We start from the raw sequence: 17,462 nt of genomic DNA, 5'->3' as shown, positions 1-17,462 counted from the left end.
AGTTAGAAGGAATTAAAAATGGCTGTATCACTAGTAAAAGGTGGGAATGTATCGTTAACAAAAGAAGCACCAACTATGACAGTGGCAATGGTTGGTTTGGGCTGGGATGCACGAGTTACTGATGGAAAAGAATTTGATTTAGATGCATCTCTATTTATGTTAAACGAAAATGATAAAGTACTATCGGATTCTCATTTTATTTTCTTTAATAATAAAAAAAGTCCATGTGGTTCTGTAGAACATCAAGGGGATAATAGAACAGGAGAAGGAGATGGTGATGATGAACAAATCAAAATTAACTTATCTCAAATCCCTGATAATGTTAAAAAGTTAGTTTTCAGCGTTACCATTTATGATGCCGAAAATCGCAAACAAAATTTTGGCATGGTTTCTAATAGTTTCATTCGTATATATAATAATGATAATGGAGTAGAAATCGCGCGTTTTGATTTATCTGAAGATGCATCAACAGAAACTGCTATGGTTTTTGGTGAACTTTATCGTCATGGTTCAGAATGGAAATTCCGAGCTGTTGGTCAAGGATTTGCTGGTGGTTTATCAGCAATGGCATCACAATATGGTGTTGCTGTTTAAATTAATGATTATTTATATGGCTAATTCTTGCATAAACTAGCCTGTATATAATAATTAAAAAAACTCAACATAATCGAATCCTCAAATTTGATATAAGAATAACACTCTATAAGTGTTATTCTTATATATTTGTCATAACAATCTAATATTGCCTAACTAAATTCGCTATAATTAATAAATAGTAACTAATATTTAATTGATGCAATTGGTGTAAGCTAATTTTAAGTGAGTTAAAATATATAGAAGAACGATGTGAGCAACTATTAGAGAATCGTTATGGAACAAAATATTATTATGACAACAAAACAACCCATTAAAGGTCGTATTCACTCTTTTGAATCATTTGGGACTGTCGATGGACCCGGCATTCGCTTTATTGTCTTTTTTCAAGGCTGTTTAATGCGTTGTTTATACTGCCACAACCGTGATACATGGGATTTAAAAGCAGGGCGTGAAGTCACTGTTGATGAATTGATGAAAGAGATTGTCACTTATAAAAGCTTCATTATGCCTAACGGTGGCGGTGTGACGGCATCAGGTGGTGAAGCCACTTTACAAGCAGAATTTATTACTGAATGGTTTAAAGCTTGTCATTCAGAAGGAATTCATACTTGTTTAGATACCAATGGATATGCAAGGCAACTCGATCATACTATCGAAGCTCTAATGGAAGTTACAGACCTTGTTATGCTAGATTTGAAACAAATAAATGATGAGATACATAAAAAATTAGTTGGCGTTCCTAATAAACGAGTTCTAGAGTTTGCTAAATATCTACAAAAAATTAATAAAAGAACATGGATCCGTTATGTGGTTGTACCGGGTTGGACTGATGATGAAAATTCAGCACATTTGCTTGGTCAGTTTATTCAGGGTATGGAAAATATAGAACGTGTAGAGTTATTGCCATACCATAAACTTGGTGCCTATAAATGGGATACTCTCGGAGACAAATATATGTTGGACGGGGTAGAAGCTCCGCCAAAAGAGACGTTGGATCGAATTCAAACGATTATAGAAAGTTATGGACAATATGTAACATTTAGTAAATAAAAGTCTTCAACACAAATAGGGCGCCTATAACAGCGCCTGCTAACCTTCTATTTTAATCTTTTCCTTCTTACCGCATATAATAGATAGATACAGCCTTCAAGGGCTAGAACACATACAGATAACCAAATTAGTCCGTATGGCACAATATGTTCTTTAGATACTGATTCATGCAAAAATAATACTGAAACGAGGGTAAGTAATACTGGCTCTACATAGCCTAGCAGTCCAAATAAACCAAGCGGTAATAATCGTCTAGCTACAAAATACATGGCAAAAGCGATAGCCGTAATAATACCGAACATTGGAATAAAAATATGAAAGTGTGATAGATCACTAATAACGCGAATGAAAGAATAATGTAAAATAAAATAAATGAGACATCCGAGAAATATAAAAAAGAAATCTGAAAAGGTTCCAGAAATCCCCTCTATTTGTAGTTTACGGCGTGTCATAAAGTAAATAGGGTAACCCAAGGCTATAATCGCGGTTTCCCACGAGAATGCGCCTGTAATGTAAATTTCTAAAATAACGCCAACACTAGCTAGAATAACAGCAATTTTTTGGAAAATACTAAGCCTTTCTTTATAAAAAATTTGTCCAAAAACGACCATACTTAATGGTAATAGAAAGTAGCCAAGTGATGCAGATAGTCCATGCCCATTTATTGGTGCCCAAATAAAAATCAGCATTTGAATAGTGAGTAAAAATGAAGAAAACAACAATCCTATTAAAAGAAATGGTTGATTTTTAATTCGAATAAACAGGGCAGTTATTGATGACCATTGTTTTTCAATAAAAATTAATACGACGATAGCGGGAAAAGATGTTAATAACCGCCAACAAAAAATGTCGACGGTTGATAATGGTTGCAATAATACCGGGTAATAATAAAGCAATCCAAAAAGACATGATGCGAGTATTGATAGTGCAACGCCTTTTATCATCTTATCCACCTAAATTAATAAAAAAATAGCGCTAATTAATAGCGCTATTACGAATATATGAAATCTGTCTTAGCCGATGACTTCTACACCATTCATATATGGCACTAATACTGACGGTATTTTAATTGTTCCGTCTGCTTGTTGATAATTTTCCATTATAGCAACCAGCGTACGTCCAACCGCTAAACCTGAACCATTTAGTGTATGTACTAAATAGGTTTTATTATCAGCTTTATTACGGTAACGAGCTTGCATACGACGTGCTTGGAAATCCCACATATTTGAACATGAAGATATCTCACGATAAGTATTTTGTGCTGGTACCCAAACTTCGAGATCATACGTTTTACAAGAACCAAAGCCCATATCTCCAGTACAAAGGATAATTTTACGATATGGCAGTTCTAATAATTGTAAAACCTTCTCTGCGTTAGCTGTTAACTCTTCTAACGCTTTCATTGATTCTTCAGGTTTGACAATTTGTACCAATTCAACTTTATCAAACTGATGCATGCGAATTAAACCACGGGTATCTTTACCATAAGATCCGGCTTCTGAACGAAAACAAGGCGTGTGTGCAGTCATCTTTATTGGTAAGACGCTTTCGTCAAGAATCTCATCACGGACTAAATTTGTAACAGGAACTTCAGCTGTTGGAATCAAGGCATAATTGCTGCTTTCAGCTTCTTCATCAAGGGGCTTTGTATGGAATAGATCACCCGCAAATTTAGGTAATTGACCTGTACCAAATAAGGTGGCATGGTTAACAAGATAAGGAACATAAATTTCCGCATAGCCATGTTGCTCGGTATGCAGATCTAACATAAATTGGGTAATAGCTCGATGTAAACGGGCCAATTGTGATTTCATCACCACAAAGCGTGCACCGGTAAGTTTAACACCTGCTGCAAAATCTAGACCACCAAAACGTTCACCTAAAGCGACATGATCTTGAATTGGGAAGTCAAAGGTTCTTGGTGTTCCGAAACGAGATACTTCAACATTATCGTTTTCATCTTTACCATCAGGCACAGAGTCATCAGGAACATTTGGAATATTGGATGCTATATCTTTAATTTGATTTAGGAGAATATCAAGCTCGGCTTTAGCTCTGTTAAGCTTGTCGCCTAATTTGTTTACTTCTTCTCGTACAGCTGAAATGTCTTCACCGCGTGCTTTAGCCTCTCCAATTGCTTTTGAGCGGGCATTACGCTGAGCTTGTAAGTTTTCAGTTTCAACTTGTAACGTTTTGCGCTTTTCTTCTAATTGTCGAATGGTTTCGACATCTAATTTAAATCCACGACGTGCTAGTTTGCTAGCAACAAGATCTAATTCGTTTCGAAGTAAATTTGGGTCCAACATAAAAAATCCATTATTGTTTATCAATGTTATTTATTTACTTTTATTTTATTATAGTTAACCGAATATATAAATAAAAAAGTATGCTTAATAACACATATGAAGTTTGTCAGCTTAGTATACTAGAATTATATCGGGATTCAACCGAAATGGCGCACCCGAAGGGATTCGAACCCCTGACCGCTCGGTTCGAAGCCGAGTGCTCTATCCAGCTGAGCTACGGATGCGTGTAAGTTCGTAAAAAAATGGTGCATCCGAAGGGATTCGAACCCCTGACCGCCCGGTTCGTAGCCGGGTACTCTATCCAGCTGAGCTACGGATGCGTATTGAATATTTTAAAATGGTGCATCCGAAGGGATTCGAACCCCTGACCGCCCGGTTCGTAGCCGGGTACTCTATCCAGCTGAGCTACGGATGCATATTTTAATTTTTAAAATGGCGGTGAGAGAGGGATTCGAACCCTCGATGCAGCTTTTGACCGCATACTCCCTTAGCAGGGGAGCGCCTTCAGCCTCTCGGCCATCTCACCAAAACATTATGACTTTGCTTGAACAACAAAATCATAATGTGTGGCGCACATATTACGTTCTACAAAAAATAAGTCAAACATTTTTTTGCGAACACGTGCTGGTTGTTTATTTAGTACCCAATATTACTCTTTGGGTTGAACTAATTCATCAACTTTGTCTTGTGATTGATGAATTCGGTTGTAGATTTCTTCTCTATGAATAGAAACTTCTTTAGGTGCGTTAATACCGACTCTGACCTGATTACCTTTCACGCCCAAGACGGTAATAACAACATCGTCACCAATGATAAGTGTTTCACCTACTCTCCTAGTTAAAATTAACATTAGATCTCCTAATATCAGTTAAGTATATATCCAAACAATTTTAAGATATAGCTTCGTCAGCCCCCCATCAATAAGACAGAAAGACGGAATTTTACAGAAATACACTAATGCCTGATTAACAACACTGGAGTACTTCTGGCTAACTTGCTTGTAATTTATTACTGATTTCCTTTTTTACAGAAGATAACGCTTCTGGTAACGCCGACAGATCCATTCCACCTGCTTGAGCGAAATCAGGCCGCCCACCGCCCTTACCACCTACTTTTAATGCTAATTGAGAAACTAATTCGCCAGCTTTAACAATGCCTAACAAATCATTGGTTACACCGGCAGCTAAATTGATTTTGCCGTCATTGACAGCAGCTAAAATAATTACGCCACTTTTTAATTGATTTTTAAGATCATCAATCATTGTGCGTAACATTTTTGCCTCGACGTTATCAAGTTTAGCAATTAGTAAGTTTTTATTATTGATTTTCACACATTGATTAAGCAATTGCCCAGTTTGTTGGCTAGCTTGTTGAGTTTTTAACTGCTCTATTGCTTTTTCGAATGTTCTGGTTTGATCGAGCAGTTGCTCAATCCGTGATAAAACAGCTGATTTATCACTTTTAACCAATTGTCCAATTTGGTTTAACAAATTGGATTCATGGTGTATATATTCCATCGCACTTTGACCTGAAGTGGCTTCAATACGACGTACTCCTGATGCAATACTTGACTCAGAAATAATTTTAAATAAACCTATATCTCCAGTTCTATCAACATGGGTACCACCACAAAGCTCAATGGAGAAATCACCCATAGTTAATACTCTTACGATGTCTTCGTATTTTTCACCAAATAGCGCCATAGCACCTCTATTTTTAGCCTGATCAATAGGCATAAGTTCTATGTCTACTGGTAAATTACGACGAATCTGTTGATTGACTAAATTTTCAATTTCTATAATTTGTTCTGATGTAATGGCTTGATTATGTGAAAAGTCAAACCGAAGATAACTATCGTTAACTAATGATCCTTTTTGATGTACATGATTTCCTAAAATACGTTGTAATGCAGCTTGTAATAAGTGAGTTGCAGAATGATTACGGCGAATACGTTCACGTATTTCCACATCAATTGCTGCTGTTACTACATCGCCGACTTTTAATGATCCTTTAGTCACTTTACCAATATGACCAATACTCTTGCCGTATTTTTGGCTGTCAGTGACATCAAACACTAAATCAGCAGAGCTCAATACACCTTTATCACCAACTTGACCGCCAGATTCACCATAAAATGGCGTTTGATCTAGGATGATAACAGCTTGATCACCAGTATTAATTGCCTCAATTTTATTTCCATTTTGGAAAATAGCAATCACTTTTCCTGAAGTTTCGGTAGATTGATAACCTAAAAATTCCGTTTTATCATCAAGCTTAATCATATTGCTATAATCAACACTAAATGAACTAGATTCGCGAGCTCGTTTACGTTGCTCTTCCATGCATTGATTAAAACCATTTTCATCAATAGTGATATTCTTTTCACGACAGACATCAGCAGTTAAATCTAATGGAAAACCATAAGTATCATAGAGTTTAAATGCAATATTACCCGGTAATACGTTATTATTAATTTTGTCCAACTCTTGATCTAGTAGGAATAAACCTCGTTCTAATGTTTTTAAGAACTGTTCTTCTTCAATCTTAAGTGTATCTTCAACTAATTTTTGGTTATTCGCTAATTCATTAGCGGCACTTCCCATGACTTCAATTAATGGTTTAACCAGTTTATAGAAGAATATATCTTTAGCGCCTAGCATATGTCCATGACGCACTGCTCGGCGAATAATTCGACGTAATACATAACCACGACCTTCATTTGAAGGCAAGACTCCATCGGAAACTAAAAACGCACAAGAACGAATGTGATCTGCAATAACTCTTAATGATTTGCTTTCTAAATCCTTGGTTTTAATGATTTCAGCTGCTGTTTTTATTAATGTCTTAAACAGGTCGATATCATAGTTAGAATTAACATGTTGCAATACTGCTGCTATTCGCTCAAGCCCCATTCCCGTGTCAACTGATGGTTTAGGTAAAGGTTCCATAGTACCATCAGCAAGGCGGTTAAATTGCATAAAGACAAGGTTCCAAATTTCGATAAACCGATCACCATCTTCTTCTGCACTTCCCGGAGGGCCGCCCCAAATATGATCACCATGATCATAAAAAATTTCTGTACAAGGTCCACAAGGTCCCGTATCGCCCATTTGCCAAAAGTTATCCGATGCATATGGCGCACCTTTATTATCACCTATGCGGATAATACGCTCTTTAGGAATACCAATTTCATTTTCCCAAATCGCGAATGCTTCATCGTCTGTTGCATAAACGGTAACCGTTAATCGATCTTTAGGAAGATTAAACCATTTTTCGCTGGTTAGTAGTTCCCAAGCAAAATGAATCGCATCACGTTTAAAATAATCGCCAAAACTGAAATTACCTAGCATTTCAAAAAAAGTATGATGTCGTGCAGTGTAACCTACATTGTCAAGGTCATTATGTTTTCCACCAGCTCGTACACAACGTTGAGATGTTGTTGCTCTGGTATAAGGTCGTTTATCCATACCAAGAAAAACATCTTTAAACTGATTCATTCCCGCATTTGTAAATAAAAGTGTTGGATCATTGTGTGGAACAAGGGAACTACTGGCAACGATTTCGTGTCCTTTGCTATGGAAAAAGTCAAGAAAACTTTGACGAATTTCTGCAGTGCTTTTCATTTATGCTTCCATATTAAACGATAAATTTTTAGACATAGTAATATACCCGTTACAACTTAAGTTGAAAAGTAAATATTCTTAATACAGCGATTGATCTAGTTACTATTAATAAGTAATAAGGAATAAAATTAAAAGATCTTGAGAGCTTTTTATGTAATGGGCATTTTTAAGTAATATTGTAGGGACTATACTAATCTAAGTCAACAAACTATATGCAGTTTTTATATTAAGTTGTGTAAATCCTCTAGCAGTTAAAAACTGTATTACTTTTTGTTTTTGTTGATTATTCCTTGGTTCAATAAGTTTGAACTTTTTTAATAATTGCTGATATGCAATTTCTGACCAATTAATATCAGCTAACTGTAATAGCTCTCCAATAAGATCAGATGACAAACCTCTCTGTTTTAATTCTAAGCTAATCTTATATTTTCCATAACCTTTATGAGCTCGCATAAAGATATATTTTTCAATATATTGCTTATCGTTCATCCAATGTTGGTTAGTACAATATGCAATTACATCTTCTATTTCTGTTTTCAAAAGATCTAATTGCTCTGGATAATCATCTTCTGAACATGTGATTTTTTTGCTAAAAAAAAGCGTTAATTTTCGGATAAGCTCACATGATGAGTGATCACGCTGTGCAAGTAATTGCACAGCTTTATTTAAAATTAATTTATTGAGTTTTTTTTCCATTACTCAAAACTTTCATCATCTGTCGAAACTTCTTCATCAGCAGAAAAAACAGCCGGACTATTTAATAACAAATCACGTAATTTAGTTTCAAGTTCTTTAGCAACTTCAGGATGTTCTTGTAAAAACTTAATTGAATTTGCTTTACCTTGACCTACTTTTTCACCATTATAGCTGTACCAAGCTCCTGCTTTATCGACTAATTTATGTTTAACACCTAAATCAATCAATTCACCTTCTTTAGAGATACCACATCCATAAAGAATTTGGAATTCAGCTTGTCTAAATGGTGCGGCTACCTTGTTTTTAACTACTTTTACGCGTGTATCACTACCAATAACATCTTCGCCTTCTTTTACCGCACCAATGCGACGAATATCTAAACGAACGGATGCATAGAATTTTAAGGCATTACCTCCCGTTGTTGTTTCTGGGTTACCAAACATTACGCCAATTTTCATACGAATTTGGTTAATGAAAACGACAAGGCAATTTGCATTTTTGATATTAGCGGTTAATTTACGTAATGCTTGAGACATTAAACGCGCTTGTAACCCCATATGAGAATCACCCATTTCACCTTCGATTTCTGCTTTTGGTGTTAATGCTGCAACCGAATCGACAATAATCACATCAACAGCACCAGAGCGAACCAACGCATCACAAATTTCAAGTGCTTGTTCACCAGTATCAGGTTGAGAAACTAATAAATCATCGACTTGGACACCTAACTTAGCTGCATAAATTGGATCCAAAGCGTGTTCAGCATCGATAAATGCACAGGTTTTGCCTTCTTTTTGCGCTTGTGCAATAACTGATAATGTTAATGTTGTTTTACCTGATGACTCTGGTCCAAAGATTTCAACGATTCTACCCATTGGTAAGCCGCCGATACCTAATGCAATATCTAACCCTAAAGAACCTGTTGAAACCGCATCTACGTCTAGCGTTTGAGTATCGCCTAAACGCATTATTGAACCTTTACCAAATTGTTTTTCGATTTGGCTTAATGCCGCAGAAAGTGCTCGTTGTTTGTTTTCATTCATATAATAAAATTCCAATAAGTAAGAATATTGCGTTACATTATACTGTATCGTTATACAGTATCAAGTTTTTTTTATAGACATTCTTAAATTAGTTAATTCTGTGAAATTGTTCGCAAAATTTATTAAATTTTCCACTAGTTGCTTACTATCAATAAGTAAAAAACCAATTCATTATTTATAAAGGTAATTGAAAAAAGAATATTAAAAAATGATAATAATCAAATTAAAGTAATTTAATTAAGTAAGACTTTCACAAAAAAAAACCATTTGGTATGATGACATAAACAAATTTTAGCCATCATTGATATACTAAATTAATTGTCTTACAACCATTGAAGAGTTTTTATACCAAAATGTTAAGCTAACCAAAAGTATCATTGCAGCTTAAATTATAATCAAATAAAGGTAAATAATGACCACTGAAAATCAAGACTATGTATTATGTTCTCATTGTGATTTGGTCATCGAATTAGCTGATATTGCAATCGGACATAAAGCTGTTTGCCCACGATGTAATACAACGTTATTTAGAAATAATATTAATATGAAGTTTAGAGCAGCAATGTATGCGGTTTGCTCTTTAATTATGCTGATTGTGGCTTGTGGTTTTGTTTTTATTGATATTAATCTAGTTGGTAATGTCAATGGCGTAAGTGTGTTGGACATTCCAAGAATACTATTTTTTGATAAATATAGTTATATTTCTGCATTATTTATTTTGTTCGTGTTAATTTTTCCATTACTCAATTTGTCTATTATTTCCCTACTTTGTTCAAACATTAAGTTAACCAAATATCGAAAAAGAGATTTACTTATAGTTTATGAAAAGTTCCAACATTGGTGTATGCCTGAAATATTTTTAACAGGCATATTAGTCAGTTTCGTTAAATTAATGAGTTATGGCAATATTGGTGTGACTAGCGCATTTTGGGCATTTTGTTTATTTGTATTCTTCTATATTAAAGCATTAGTTATTTTTATACCTGGTAAAATTTGGAATGAAATCCATCGAAATAATTTTGCAACAAAACCATTAGAAATAGGTAAGACAGGAATTTGTCAAAATATAAAATTGTGTCGTTGTTGCCATGCAATTGTCCCTATTGAATACGCTAAATGCCCAAGATGTAAACAAAAAAGCCAAGTTAGAGGACGAGATAAAATACAATGGACAATAGCATTATTAGTGACATCATTAATAATTTATATTCCGGCCAATTTATTCGGGATTATGAAAACAGTGGTATTTGGTTCAGCATCAACTTCGACTATTATCGATGGTGTTATCTATATGTGGCAATCAGGTGATGTGCCTGTGGCATTAGTTATTTTTGCGGCTAGTGTGGTTATTCCAATTTTAAAAATTATTTCACTCAGCTGGCTGTGCTATTTTGCTTTAGCAGTAAAAGATAAAAATAAACATAATTGCCTAAAAATGAAGAAATTATATAATGCGGTAGAATTTATTGGTAAATGGTCGATGATAGATATCTTTGTCGTATCTGTAGTTTGTTCCCTAGTTAGGAACCAACAAATGATGGGAGTTTATCCTGATATTGGTGTTACTTTTTTCGCAACTGTCGTTATCATTACAATGATTGCATCCCAAAAATTTGATCCTCGGCTACTTTGGGATCGAACACCTAGGCAAAAAATAGAATAATAGGAATAATATGGCAACCTCAAGTAAATCAGCAAAAATAATTAAAATTAGAGCAATTTCTGCAATATGGATTATTCCCATAGTTACCGCTATTGTTGGATTATGGATTATTTATGCTCACTTTGCTGATCGAGGCATGCCTTTTACCTTATTAGCAAACGACGCAAATGGTATCGTTGCAGGTAAGACGGTGATAAAAAATCGTAGTGTTGACGTCGGTATTGTTGATGAAGTGACATTATCTGATGACTACAAAAAAGTTGTTATAAAAGGACGTATTTATAATGATATGGAACCACTACTTAAAAATGACTCAATATTTTGGGTCGTTAAACCTGAAATTGGCCGTGATGGTGTGACAGGTCTTGGTACTATTTTATCAGGTGTATATATTGAATTAGCCTCAGGAAATGATACCCGCAGTTTCAAAAATAACCCATTTATTCTCTCTGACACCCCGCCATTATCAGATCCAAGTATAAAAGGGATTCGTTTAAACTTAGAAAGTGACCAAAGTGGTGTAGTACCTCGTGGGGCAAAAGTGATGTTCCGTGGTTATCATGTTGGTAATGTTGAAACGTCGTTATTTGATGTTGATGCTCGCAAAATGAAGTATCAAGTTTTTATTACAAAACCTTATGATGCTTTAGTTACGGAAAATGTGCGTTTTTGGAAAGAAGGGGGTATCAATTTATCATTATCTTCGCGGGGAGCGAGTCTTGATGTTCCTTCTCTAGATGTCCTAATGTCCGGAGGAATCAGCTTTGATTTACCAGATGGCGCTAAATTAGGCGAACCGGCTAAGCAACATGATGTCTACAAATTATATGAAGATAGGAAATCGATTCAAGATTCACAATATACTGAATATAAAGAATTCCTAATTATGATCACTGACTCAATATCGGGATTAACCGAAGGTGCGCCAGTGGAATATCATGGTATAAGGCTAGGTACTGTGAGTAAAGTACCGTTCTATACCGCCGAAATGTTAAAAGAGAGATCAATTCTCAATCAAAAAGTACCGGTATTAATAAGAATTGAACCTGATCGTTTATCAGAATTAGTTGATGATAAGATAGATATTGCTGCTTTGATTAAGGATGAACAAAAAAATGGTCTAAGAGCATCATTAAAAACATCCAATATGTTTACAGGTGCACTTTATATGGATTTAGACTTTTATCCTGATTTAAAAAATAAATACGATTTAAAATTGAGTAACCAATATGGTTACGATACTATCGAAACGACATCGACAGGCTTTGCTCAAATACAAGCAAAAATACTGCAATTACTAGATAATTTTAACAGTCTACCGTTAAATAATACGATGACACAATTTAATAAGTCATTAGAATCAACTGAAAAATTAATGAACTCATTAAATCAAATTATGGCAAGTAAAGAGATGCAAAATATGCCAAAAGATTTACAAAAAGCTATTCGCTCTTTAAACGAAACCATGAAAGGATTACAACCCGGTTCACAATTAAATACTCAACTGAATGAAAGTTTACAAAAAATTCAACAAATGATGGATGAATTGACCCCTTTACTTAATACACTAAATAATAAGAGTAATGCATTGATCTTTTCAGCTCCAAATAAAAAAGATCAAGAACCAAAAGCCAGAGGTAATAAATAATGTTTAAATTAATTCAAAGCCTACAAATTATGCTATTGATGACATTATTCAGTGCAATAATTGGTTGTTCATCTGATGTACCGAATAAAAGCTATTTTCAATTGACCAGTAATTTGGCTAACCATGGTTCAACGATGACGCAATCTACTCATTATTTTATTTGGATTGAGTCTATTGAAGTGGCCGATTTTTTAAATAAATCAGGAATTGTTTTGCAAACAGATGATATAAAATATACCACGGCAACGAATCATCTATGGGTATCGGCATTATCTCAACAACTTGCCGAACGTTTATCACAAGACTTAACGCAAATTATGCCTAATTATCTGGTATCGACAAATTCAATTACCACACCATCATTAACGGTTAAACTTTTTATTGATGGTTTCCATGGAAATTATAATGGTGATGCGATAATAACCGGTCGTTGGGTTATGACAGATAAGAGCGGTAAAATTGTTACTAAAGTTATTAAACGGCAAATTCCGCTTACAACAAATGGTTATGATGCTTTGGTAAAAGCCCTGTCCCAAGGCTGGCAAGATGAAGAGCTAGACTTTGCAAATTCAATTAAACATTAATTGTTACTAAACATTCCGTCAAAAGAGTGACGGAATGTTCTCGGTGCTCAATTGCAGATCACAATAACTGTTGTTTCAATTTATTCAATAACTGATTTTCAATCTCAACCCAACCTCGTACACTATTAATAAACGCTATTTTATCGGCTTGTAAAATATCTTTTTTGATAATCGTTTTCTCGATGAGTTGGTGACTATTTAAATAATGCTGTCGCATCGTACCAGCAAGCAATCCAGAGGTAATCGCTGGTGTTAGCCACTTATCATCAATGAGTAACGCAATATTACCATTTACAAACTCGGTAATTTCATCATATTGATTATAATTGATATATTCTTGACCTGCGGCTAATTGAGGTAAATGTTGACGATTAGTTGTTTTATGATAAAGAAAAACATTTCCTTTATCGACACATGTTGCTGCCCAAGCAAGTTTATCAATTACTATTGGATTGGTAAGTAAATCGATATTTATTTCCGTTTGTCCATTTTTAGGTTGTAGCAATCTAATTTTATATTTTCCTGAAAAATGAGTTTTTGCCAAATCGGTTAACTTCTGTTTGATGGCTTGAACATTACATGAAAAATCAAAATAGGTTGCTGAAGCCAATAATCTGTCTAAATGCATATCCAGTAAGACCAACTTGCCATCTTCAAGCAATAACGTTTCAATAATATATTTAGGTGTAGAAAACGTTCTATTTAAGATAGCCGTTTTGGCTAAAATCTCATTATATTCATCATCGGCGGTTGAATCCCATGTAATGCCACCCCCGACGCCATAATTCAACTGTTGATTATGGATAGTCAAAGTACGTATTGGAATATTAAAAACTGCCTTTTTCATAGAAGGTTCAACATAACCAATTGTGCCGCAATAAACGCCGCGCGCTGAGTTTTCAATATTACTAATAATTTGCATGGTACTTGATTTAGGTGCACCAGTAATTGAACCGCATGGAAAAAGCGCTTGAAATATCTGATATAAATTCACATTTTCTTTTAAGTTTCCTTGAATAGTCGAGGTGAGCTGCCAAACCGTTGGATATTTTTCTGCTGTAAATAAATGTGGAACGGTTACCGAACCGGGCTTTGAAATTTTGCTTAAATCATTACGAAGTAAATCAACAATCATCATATTTTCAGCCAGATTTTTCTCTGACATTAACAACTTTATTTGTTGTTTATCTTGGTTGGTATTTAAGCCTCGTGCTACTGTTCCTTTCATTGGTTTAGTCGAGATGGTTCTATCTTCTAATTTAAAAAATAATTCCGGAGAGATAGATAAAATATGATAATTTTCAAATTCAATATAAGCACAGTAATTAGCTCGATTATTTTTTTGTAGAAAATGATAATAATCTTTAGGATTGCCATTAAATGGTGCATTGAATTGAATGGTAAAGTTGGTTTGATAAGTATTACCTGATTCGATTTGGGCGCGAATATAACTAATTTTTTGTTGATATTCATCAATATTGGTGTCGCTAGACAACTTCAAAGATTGCGGTATATATTGTTCATTATTGGATATCGTCGTATAGTCTTCAAAAATACCAAATAAAAGCAGAGGTAAATCCTGATTTGACGTTGGGAGTATTTTGGTTTTATTTGACTCGTTAAAGCCCATAGCGCTTTCATAAGCAAGGTAACCGCAAGCGTAGTAACCTTGTTGTATGACTGCTTCTATCTCCTCAATATATTTTTTTATTGAACAATGATCAGAGGACTTTATAATTTTTATTGGATCACAAAAATATTTATGTTGCCCTTCAAAATCAAAATAAATTTTCATGTTCACTACTCGCTAACAAAATTGCTAATCATTTTTAAACCAAACTCTGTTTTAATTGCTTCAGGATGGAATTGCACTGATTCAATCGGAAGTGTCATATGACGCAATCCCATAATTAATCCTTGCTTATTAGTCGCAGTGATTATTAATGGTGATTGCTTTGCTGAATTTTCTACAATTAACGAATGATATCTTACAACCGACAAAGGATTTTTAATTCCAGCAAATAAGCCTTGCTCATCATGAATAATTTCATCAACTTTGCCATGCATTGGTATAGGTGCTTTAACTATTTTTAAGCCAAAATATTGCGCAATCGCTTGATGGCCTAAACAGATCCCTAATATTGGACAATGTTTCGCAAAGGTCTGAATCGCTGACAACGATATTCCGGCATTTTCTGGCCGGCCTGGTCCTGGAGAAATTACCATTTTAGAGAATGATAATTGCTTTAGTTCATCAATAGATTTTTCATCATTTTTGATGACCATAACATCGGCACCAGCACGGCAAAGGTAATCATAGATATTAAAAGTAAAAGAATCGTAATTATCAATTAATAGAATCAAAATTATATCCAATGCTTATTCTTTAAAAGCAGTATAGATGAGAAATGTGACCGAAGATTCTATTATAAAAAGGCATAGCGCATAAAGTAATTTATACCTTGGGTATCAAAAACCTTACTCCCCAACTTTTTTAAATTTTGAGAAATTGGCTTTGTGAAGATAAGTTAAGCAAAAAATTTAATCTTAGGGATCGAAATCATTAATAAAACTGGATATACTTGTATGGCAGATTAATTATAATTATTTTTGTTACCTAATATATAAGAGAAATTCAATGAAAATCGTAAAAGCAGAAGTTTTTGTGTATAGTCCAGGAAGGAACTTTGTCACATTAAAAATCACTACAGATTCAGGCGCATATGGAGTTGGTGATGCGACACTCAACGGACGAGAGCTATCTGTCGCATCATATCTCAAAGATCATCTTTGCCCACAGTTAATCGGGCGAGATGCTAGTCAAATAGAAGATATATTTCAATATTTCTATAAAGGTGCTTATTGGCGTCGTGGGCCAGTGACCATGTCAGCAATATCAGCAATTGATATGGCGCTATGGGATATCAAAGGTAAGGTAGCTAATATGCCACTTTATCAATTATTGGGTGGAGCTTCACGTACAGGTGTTATGGTTTATTGCCATACTACCGGTAAGGATATTGAAGAAGCGCTAGATGATTATGCTAAACATAAAGAGATGGGCTTCAAAGCCATTCGCGTTCAATGTGGTATACCGGGAATGAAGACCACATACGGTCAAAGTAAAGGTAAAAATTTAGCTTATGAGCCGGCTACTCGAGGTAATTATCCAGAAGAGCAATTTTGGGCAACCGATAAATACCTTGATTTCACACCAAAATTATTTGAGGCAGTAAGAAATAAATTTGGTTTTAATGAGCATCTATTGCATGACATGCATCATCGTTTAACGCCAATAGAAGCAGCTCGATTTGGGAAAAGTATCGAAGATTATCGTCTATTTTGGATGGAAGACCCAACACCAGCAGAAAATCAAGAGTGCTTCCGTTTGATTCGCCAACATACCGTCACGCCAATAGCGGTTGGTGAAGTATTTAACAGTATTTGGGACTGTAAACAACTAATTGAAGAGCAACTGATTGATTACATCCGAACCACCATAACCCATGCAGGCGGCATCACGCACATGCGTCGAATCGCTGATTTTGCCGCACTTTATCAAGTTAGAACCGGCTCACACGGACCATCGGATTTATCACCAATTTGCCATGCAGCGGCACTTCACTTTGATATGTGGGTACCTAACTTCGGGGTGCAAGAGTTTATGGGTTATTCCGAACAGATGTTAGAAGTTTTCTCGCCTAACTGGATCTTCACTGATGGTTATATGCATCCAAGTGATAAACCAGGTTTAGGAATCGATTTTGATGAAAAACTGGCGGCAAAATATCCATATAACCCTGCTTATTTACCAATCGCGCGTTTAGAAGATGGCACTTTGTGGAATTGGTAAAATTTGCTAAAAGAAGTATTGCCTTAAACTAATAGATATAGATAACCGTTTTACATGCGTAATGTAAAACGGTTATTTTTTTCACTTGATCATTGTTTTCTTTATCTTGTGGTAGATTAAAACTACCTGAGCGAATAAACAATTATATCCAATGGTAACTATTTATAACTATGGACGATATCAAACTGTCAGCTGTTTTTATTCCCATTATCTACTTTTAACTATCCCTTATTCGTTGCCTACTCTCAAAAGTTTTTCTCTTAGTTTTTTGTGATAAAGTTCACAAAACAAATTGAACCTACTTGTATGGTAGTATATTTTATTATATTTTTCCTACATTCAATCAGTATTGACTCTATTTAATAAAAATCACAATAGACGTTTTATGAATCTTTTTAG

At 34.8% G+C, this 17,462-nt stretch carries 14 protein-coding genes and 4 tRNA genes; 6 read left to right on the top strand and 12 right to left on the bottom strand.

Annotation, left to right across the window (positions count from 1 at the left end):
• Positions 1-18: 18 nt before the first annotated feature.
• Complete coding sequence (locus AC5LXI_RS13145) at positions 19-594, top strand: TerD family protein (RefSeq protein WP_493442741.1); 576 nt, start codon at positions 19-21, stop codon at positions 592-594.
• Positions 595-870: 276 nt separating this feature from the next.
• Positions 871-1,647, top strand: coding sequence for a pyruvate formate lyase 1-activating protein (gene pflA / locus AC5LXI_RS13140; RefSeq protein WP_493442740.1), 777 nt, complete (start codon positions 871-873; stop codon positions 1,645-1,647).
• Between the two features lie 47 nt (positions 1,648-1,694).
• Here pflA and rarD read toward each other — a convergent pair whose 3' ends face one another.
• The 10 genes from rarD to recA form a co-directional block, all read right to left on the bottom strand.
• Positions 1,695-2,591 (bottom strand): EamA family transporter RarD, encoded by an 897-nt coding sequence (rarD, locus tag AC5LXI_RS13135; RefSeq protein WP_493442739.1) that lies wholly within the window; start codon positions 2,589-2,591, stop codon positions 1,695-1,697.
• 69 nt (positions 2,592-2,660) lie between these two features.
• The gene (gene serS / locus AC5LXI_RS13130; protein WP_493442738.1) at positions 2,661-3,953 is read right to left on the bottom strand and encodes a serine--tRNA ligase; all 1,293 of its coding nucleotides are present in this window, start codon (positions 3,951-3,953) and stop codon (positions 2,661-2,663) included.
• A 147-nt stretch (positions 3,954-4,100) separates the two neighbouring features.
• Positions 4,101-4,177: transfer RNA gene (locus tag AC5LXI_RS13125), tRNA-Arg, on the bottom strand.
• A gap of 19 nt (positions 4,178-4,196) precedes the next feature.
• Positions 4,197-4,273, bottom strand: a tRNA-Arg gene (locus AC5LXI_RS13120).
• Between the two features lie 18 nt (positions 4,274-4,291).
• Positions 4,292-4,368: transfer RNA gene (locus AC5LXI_RS13115), tRNA-Arg, on the bottom strand.
• Between the two features lie 18 nt (positions 4,369-4,386).
• Positions 4,387-4,479 (bottom strand) — tRNA-Ser (locus tag AC5LXI_RS13110).
• Between the two features lie 123 nt (positions 4,480-4,602).
• The gene (gene csrA / locus AC5LXI_RS13105; protein WP_065562297.1) at positions 4,603-4,803 is read right to left on the bottom strand and encodes a carbon storage regulator CsrA; all 201 of its coding nucleotides are present in this window, start codon (positions 4,801-4,803) and stop codon (positions 4,603-4,605) included.
• Between the two features lie 139 nt (positions 4,804-4,942).
• On the bottom strand, positions 4,943-7,576 hold the full coding sequence (gene alaS, locus AC5LXI_RS13100; protein WP_493442737.1) for an alanine--tRNA ligase: 2,634 nt from the start codon (positions 7,574-7,576) through the stop codon (positions 4,943-4,945).
• A gap of 195 nt (positions 7,577-7,771) precedes the next feature.
• Positions 7,772-8,272 carry a regulatory protein RecX gene (locus AC5LXI_RS13095; protein WP_493442736.1) on the bottom strand — a complete coding sequence of 167 codons (501 nt, stop codon included), beginning with the start codon at positions 8,270-8,272 and terminating at the stop codon, positions 7,772-7,774.
• Complete coding sequence (gene recA, locus AC5LXI_RS13090) at positions 8,272-9,315, bottom strand: recombinase RecA (RefSeq protein ID WP_493442735.1); 1,044 nt, start codon at positions 9,313-9,315, stop codon at positions 8,272-8,274. Before recA ends, AC5LXI_RS13095 begins: the two co-directional genes overlap by 1 nt.
• A gap of 412 nt (positions 9,316-9,727) precedes the next feature.
• Between recA and AC5LXI_RS13085 the strand changes: the two genes are divergently transcribed.
• From AC5LXI_RS13085 to AC5LXI_RS13075, 3 genes are read left to right on the top strand one after another with little or no spacing between them, the layout of a single operon-like run.
• Positions 9,728-10,978 carry a PqiA/YebS family transporter subunit gene (locus tag AC5LXI_RS13085; RefSeq protein ID WP_493442734.1) on the top strand — a complete coding sequence of 417 codons (1,251 nt, stop codon included), beginning with the start codon at positions 9,728-9,730 and terminating at the stop codon, positions 10,976-10,978.
• Between the two features lie 10 nt (positions 10,979-10,988).
• Positions 10,989-12,626, top strand: coding sequence for an intermembrane transport protein PqiB (gene pqiB / locus AC5LXI_RS13080; protein WP_493442733.1), 1,638 nt, complete (start codon positions 10,989-10,991; stop codon positions 12,624-12,626).
• Positions 12,626-13,210: an ABC-type transport auxiliary lipoprotein family protein gene (locus tag AC5LXI_RS13075; RefSeq protein WP_110432744.1), complete on the top strand. Its 585-nt coding sequence runs from the start codon at positions 12,626-12,628 to the stop codon at positions 13,208-13,210. Before pqiB ends, AC5LXI_RS13075 begins: the two co-directional genes overlap by 1 nt.
• A gap of 58 nt (positions 13,211-13,268) precedes the next feature.
• Here the strand turns inward: AC5LXI_RS13075 and pabB are convergent, their stop codons facing one another.
• Both pabB and AC5LXI_RS13065 read right to left on the bottom strand, forming a co-directional pair.
• The gene (pabB, locus tag AC5LXI_RS13070) at positions 13,269-15,005 is read right to left on the bottom strand and encodes an aminodeoxychorismate synthase component I (protein WP_493442732.1); all 1,737 of its coding nucleotides are present in this window, start codon (positions 15,003-15,005) and stop codon (positions 13,269-13,271) included.
• 5 nt (positions 15,006-15,010) lie between these two features.
• Complete coding sequence (locus AC5LXI_RS13065) at positions 15,011-15,574, bottom strand: anthranilate synthase component II (RefSeq protein WP_493442731.1); 564 nt, start codon at positions 15,572-15,574, stop codon at positions 15,011-15,013.
• Positions 15,575-15,848: 274 nt separating this feature from the next.
• On the opposite strand from AC5LXI_RS13065, the gene manD reads away from it, so the two are divergent.
• Complete coding sequence (gene manD / locus AC5LXI_RS13060; protein WP_493442730.1) at positions 15,849-17,063, top strand: D-mannonate dehydratase ManD; 1,215 nt, start codon at positions 15,849-15,851, stop codon at positions 17,061-17,063.
• The last annotated feature ends 399 nt before the right edge of the window (positions 17,064-17,462 follow it).

The organism is Gilliamella sp. LMG 34361, from assembly GCF_984569075.1.
The sequence above is the reverse complement of the archived record's forward strand: the minus strand, read 5'-3'. Positions and strand labels throughout refer to the sequence as shown.

Coding starts and splice junctions, on each gene's coding strand:
- rarD (WP_493442739.1), bottom strand. CDS start 2,591: ATGATAAAAGGCGTTGCACTATCAATACTCGCATCATGTCTTTTTGGA.
- recA (WP_493442735.1), bottom strand. CDS start 9,315: ATGAATGAAAACAAACAACGAGCACTTTCTGCGGCATTAAGCCAAATC.
- AC5LXI_RS13075 (WP_110432744.1), top strand. CDS start 12,626: ATGTTTAAATTAATTCAAAGCCTACAAATTATGCTATTGATGACATTA.
- pqiB (WP_493442733.1), top strand. CDS start 10,989: ATGGCAACCTCAAGTAAATCAGCAAAAATAATTAAAATTAGAGCAATT.
- csrA (WP_065562297.1), bottom strand. CDS start 4,803: ATGTTAATTTTAACTAGGAGAGTAGGTGAAACACTTATCATTGGTGAC.
- AC5LXI_RS13145 (WP_493442741.1), top strand. CDS start 19: ATGGCTGTATCACTAGTAAAAGGTGGGAATGTATCGTTAACAAAAGAA.
- alaS (WP_493442737.1), bottom strand. CDS start 7,576: ATGAAAAGCACTGCAGAAATTCGTCAAAGTTTTCTTGACTTTTTCCAT.
- manD (WP_493442730.1), top strand. CDS start 15,849: ATGAAAATCGTAAAAGCAGAAGTTTTTGTGTATAGTCCAGGAAGGAAC.
- pabB (WP_493442732.1), bottom strand. CDS start 15,005: ATGAAAATTTATTTTGATTTTGAAGGGCAACATAAATATTTTTGTGAT.
- serS (WP_493442738.1), bottom strand. CDS start 3,953: ATGTTGGACCCAAATTTACTTCGAAACGAATTAGATCTTGTTGCTAGC.
- AC5LXI_RS13085 (WP_493442734.1), top strand. CDS start 9,728: ATGACCACTGAAAATCAAGACTATGTATTATGTTCTCATTGTGATTTG.
- AC5LXI_RS13095 (WP_493442736.1), bottom strand. CDS start 8,272: ATGGAAAAAAAACTCAATAAATTAATTTTAAATAAAGCTGTGCAATTA.
- pflA (WP_493442740.1), top strand. CDS start 871: ATGGAACAAAATATTATTATGACAACAAAACAACCCATTAAAGGTCGT.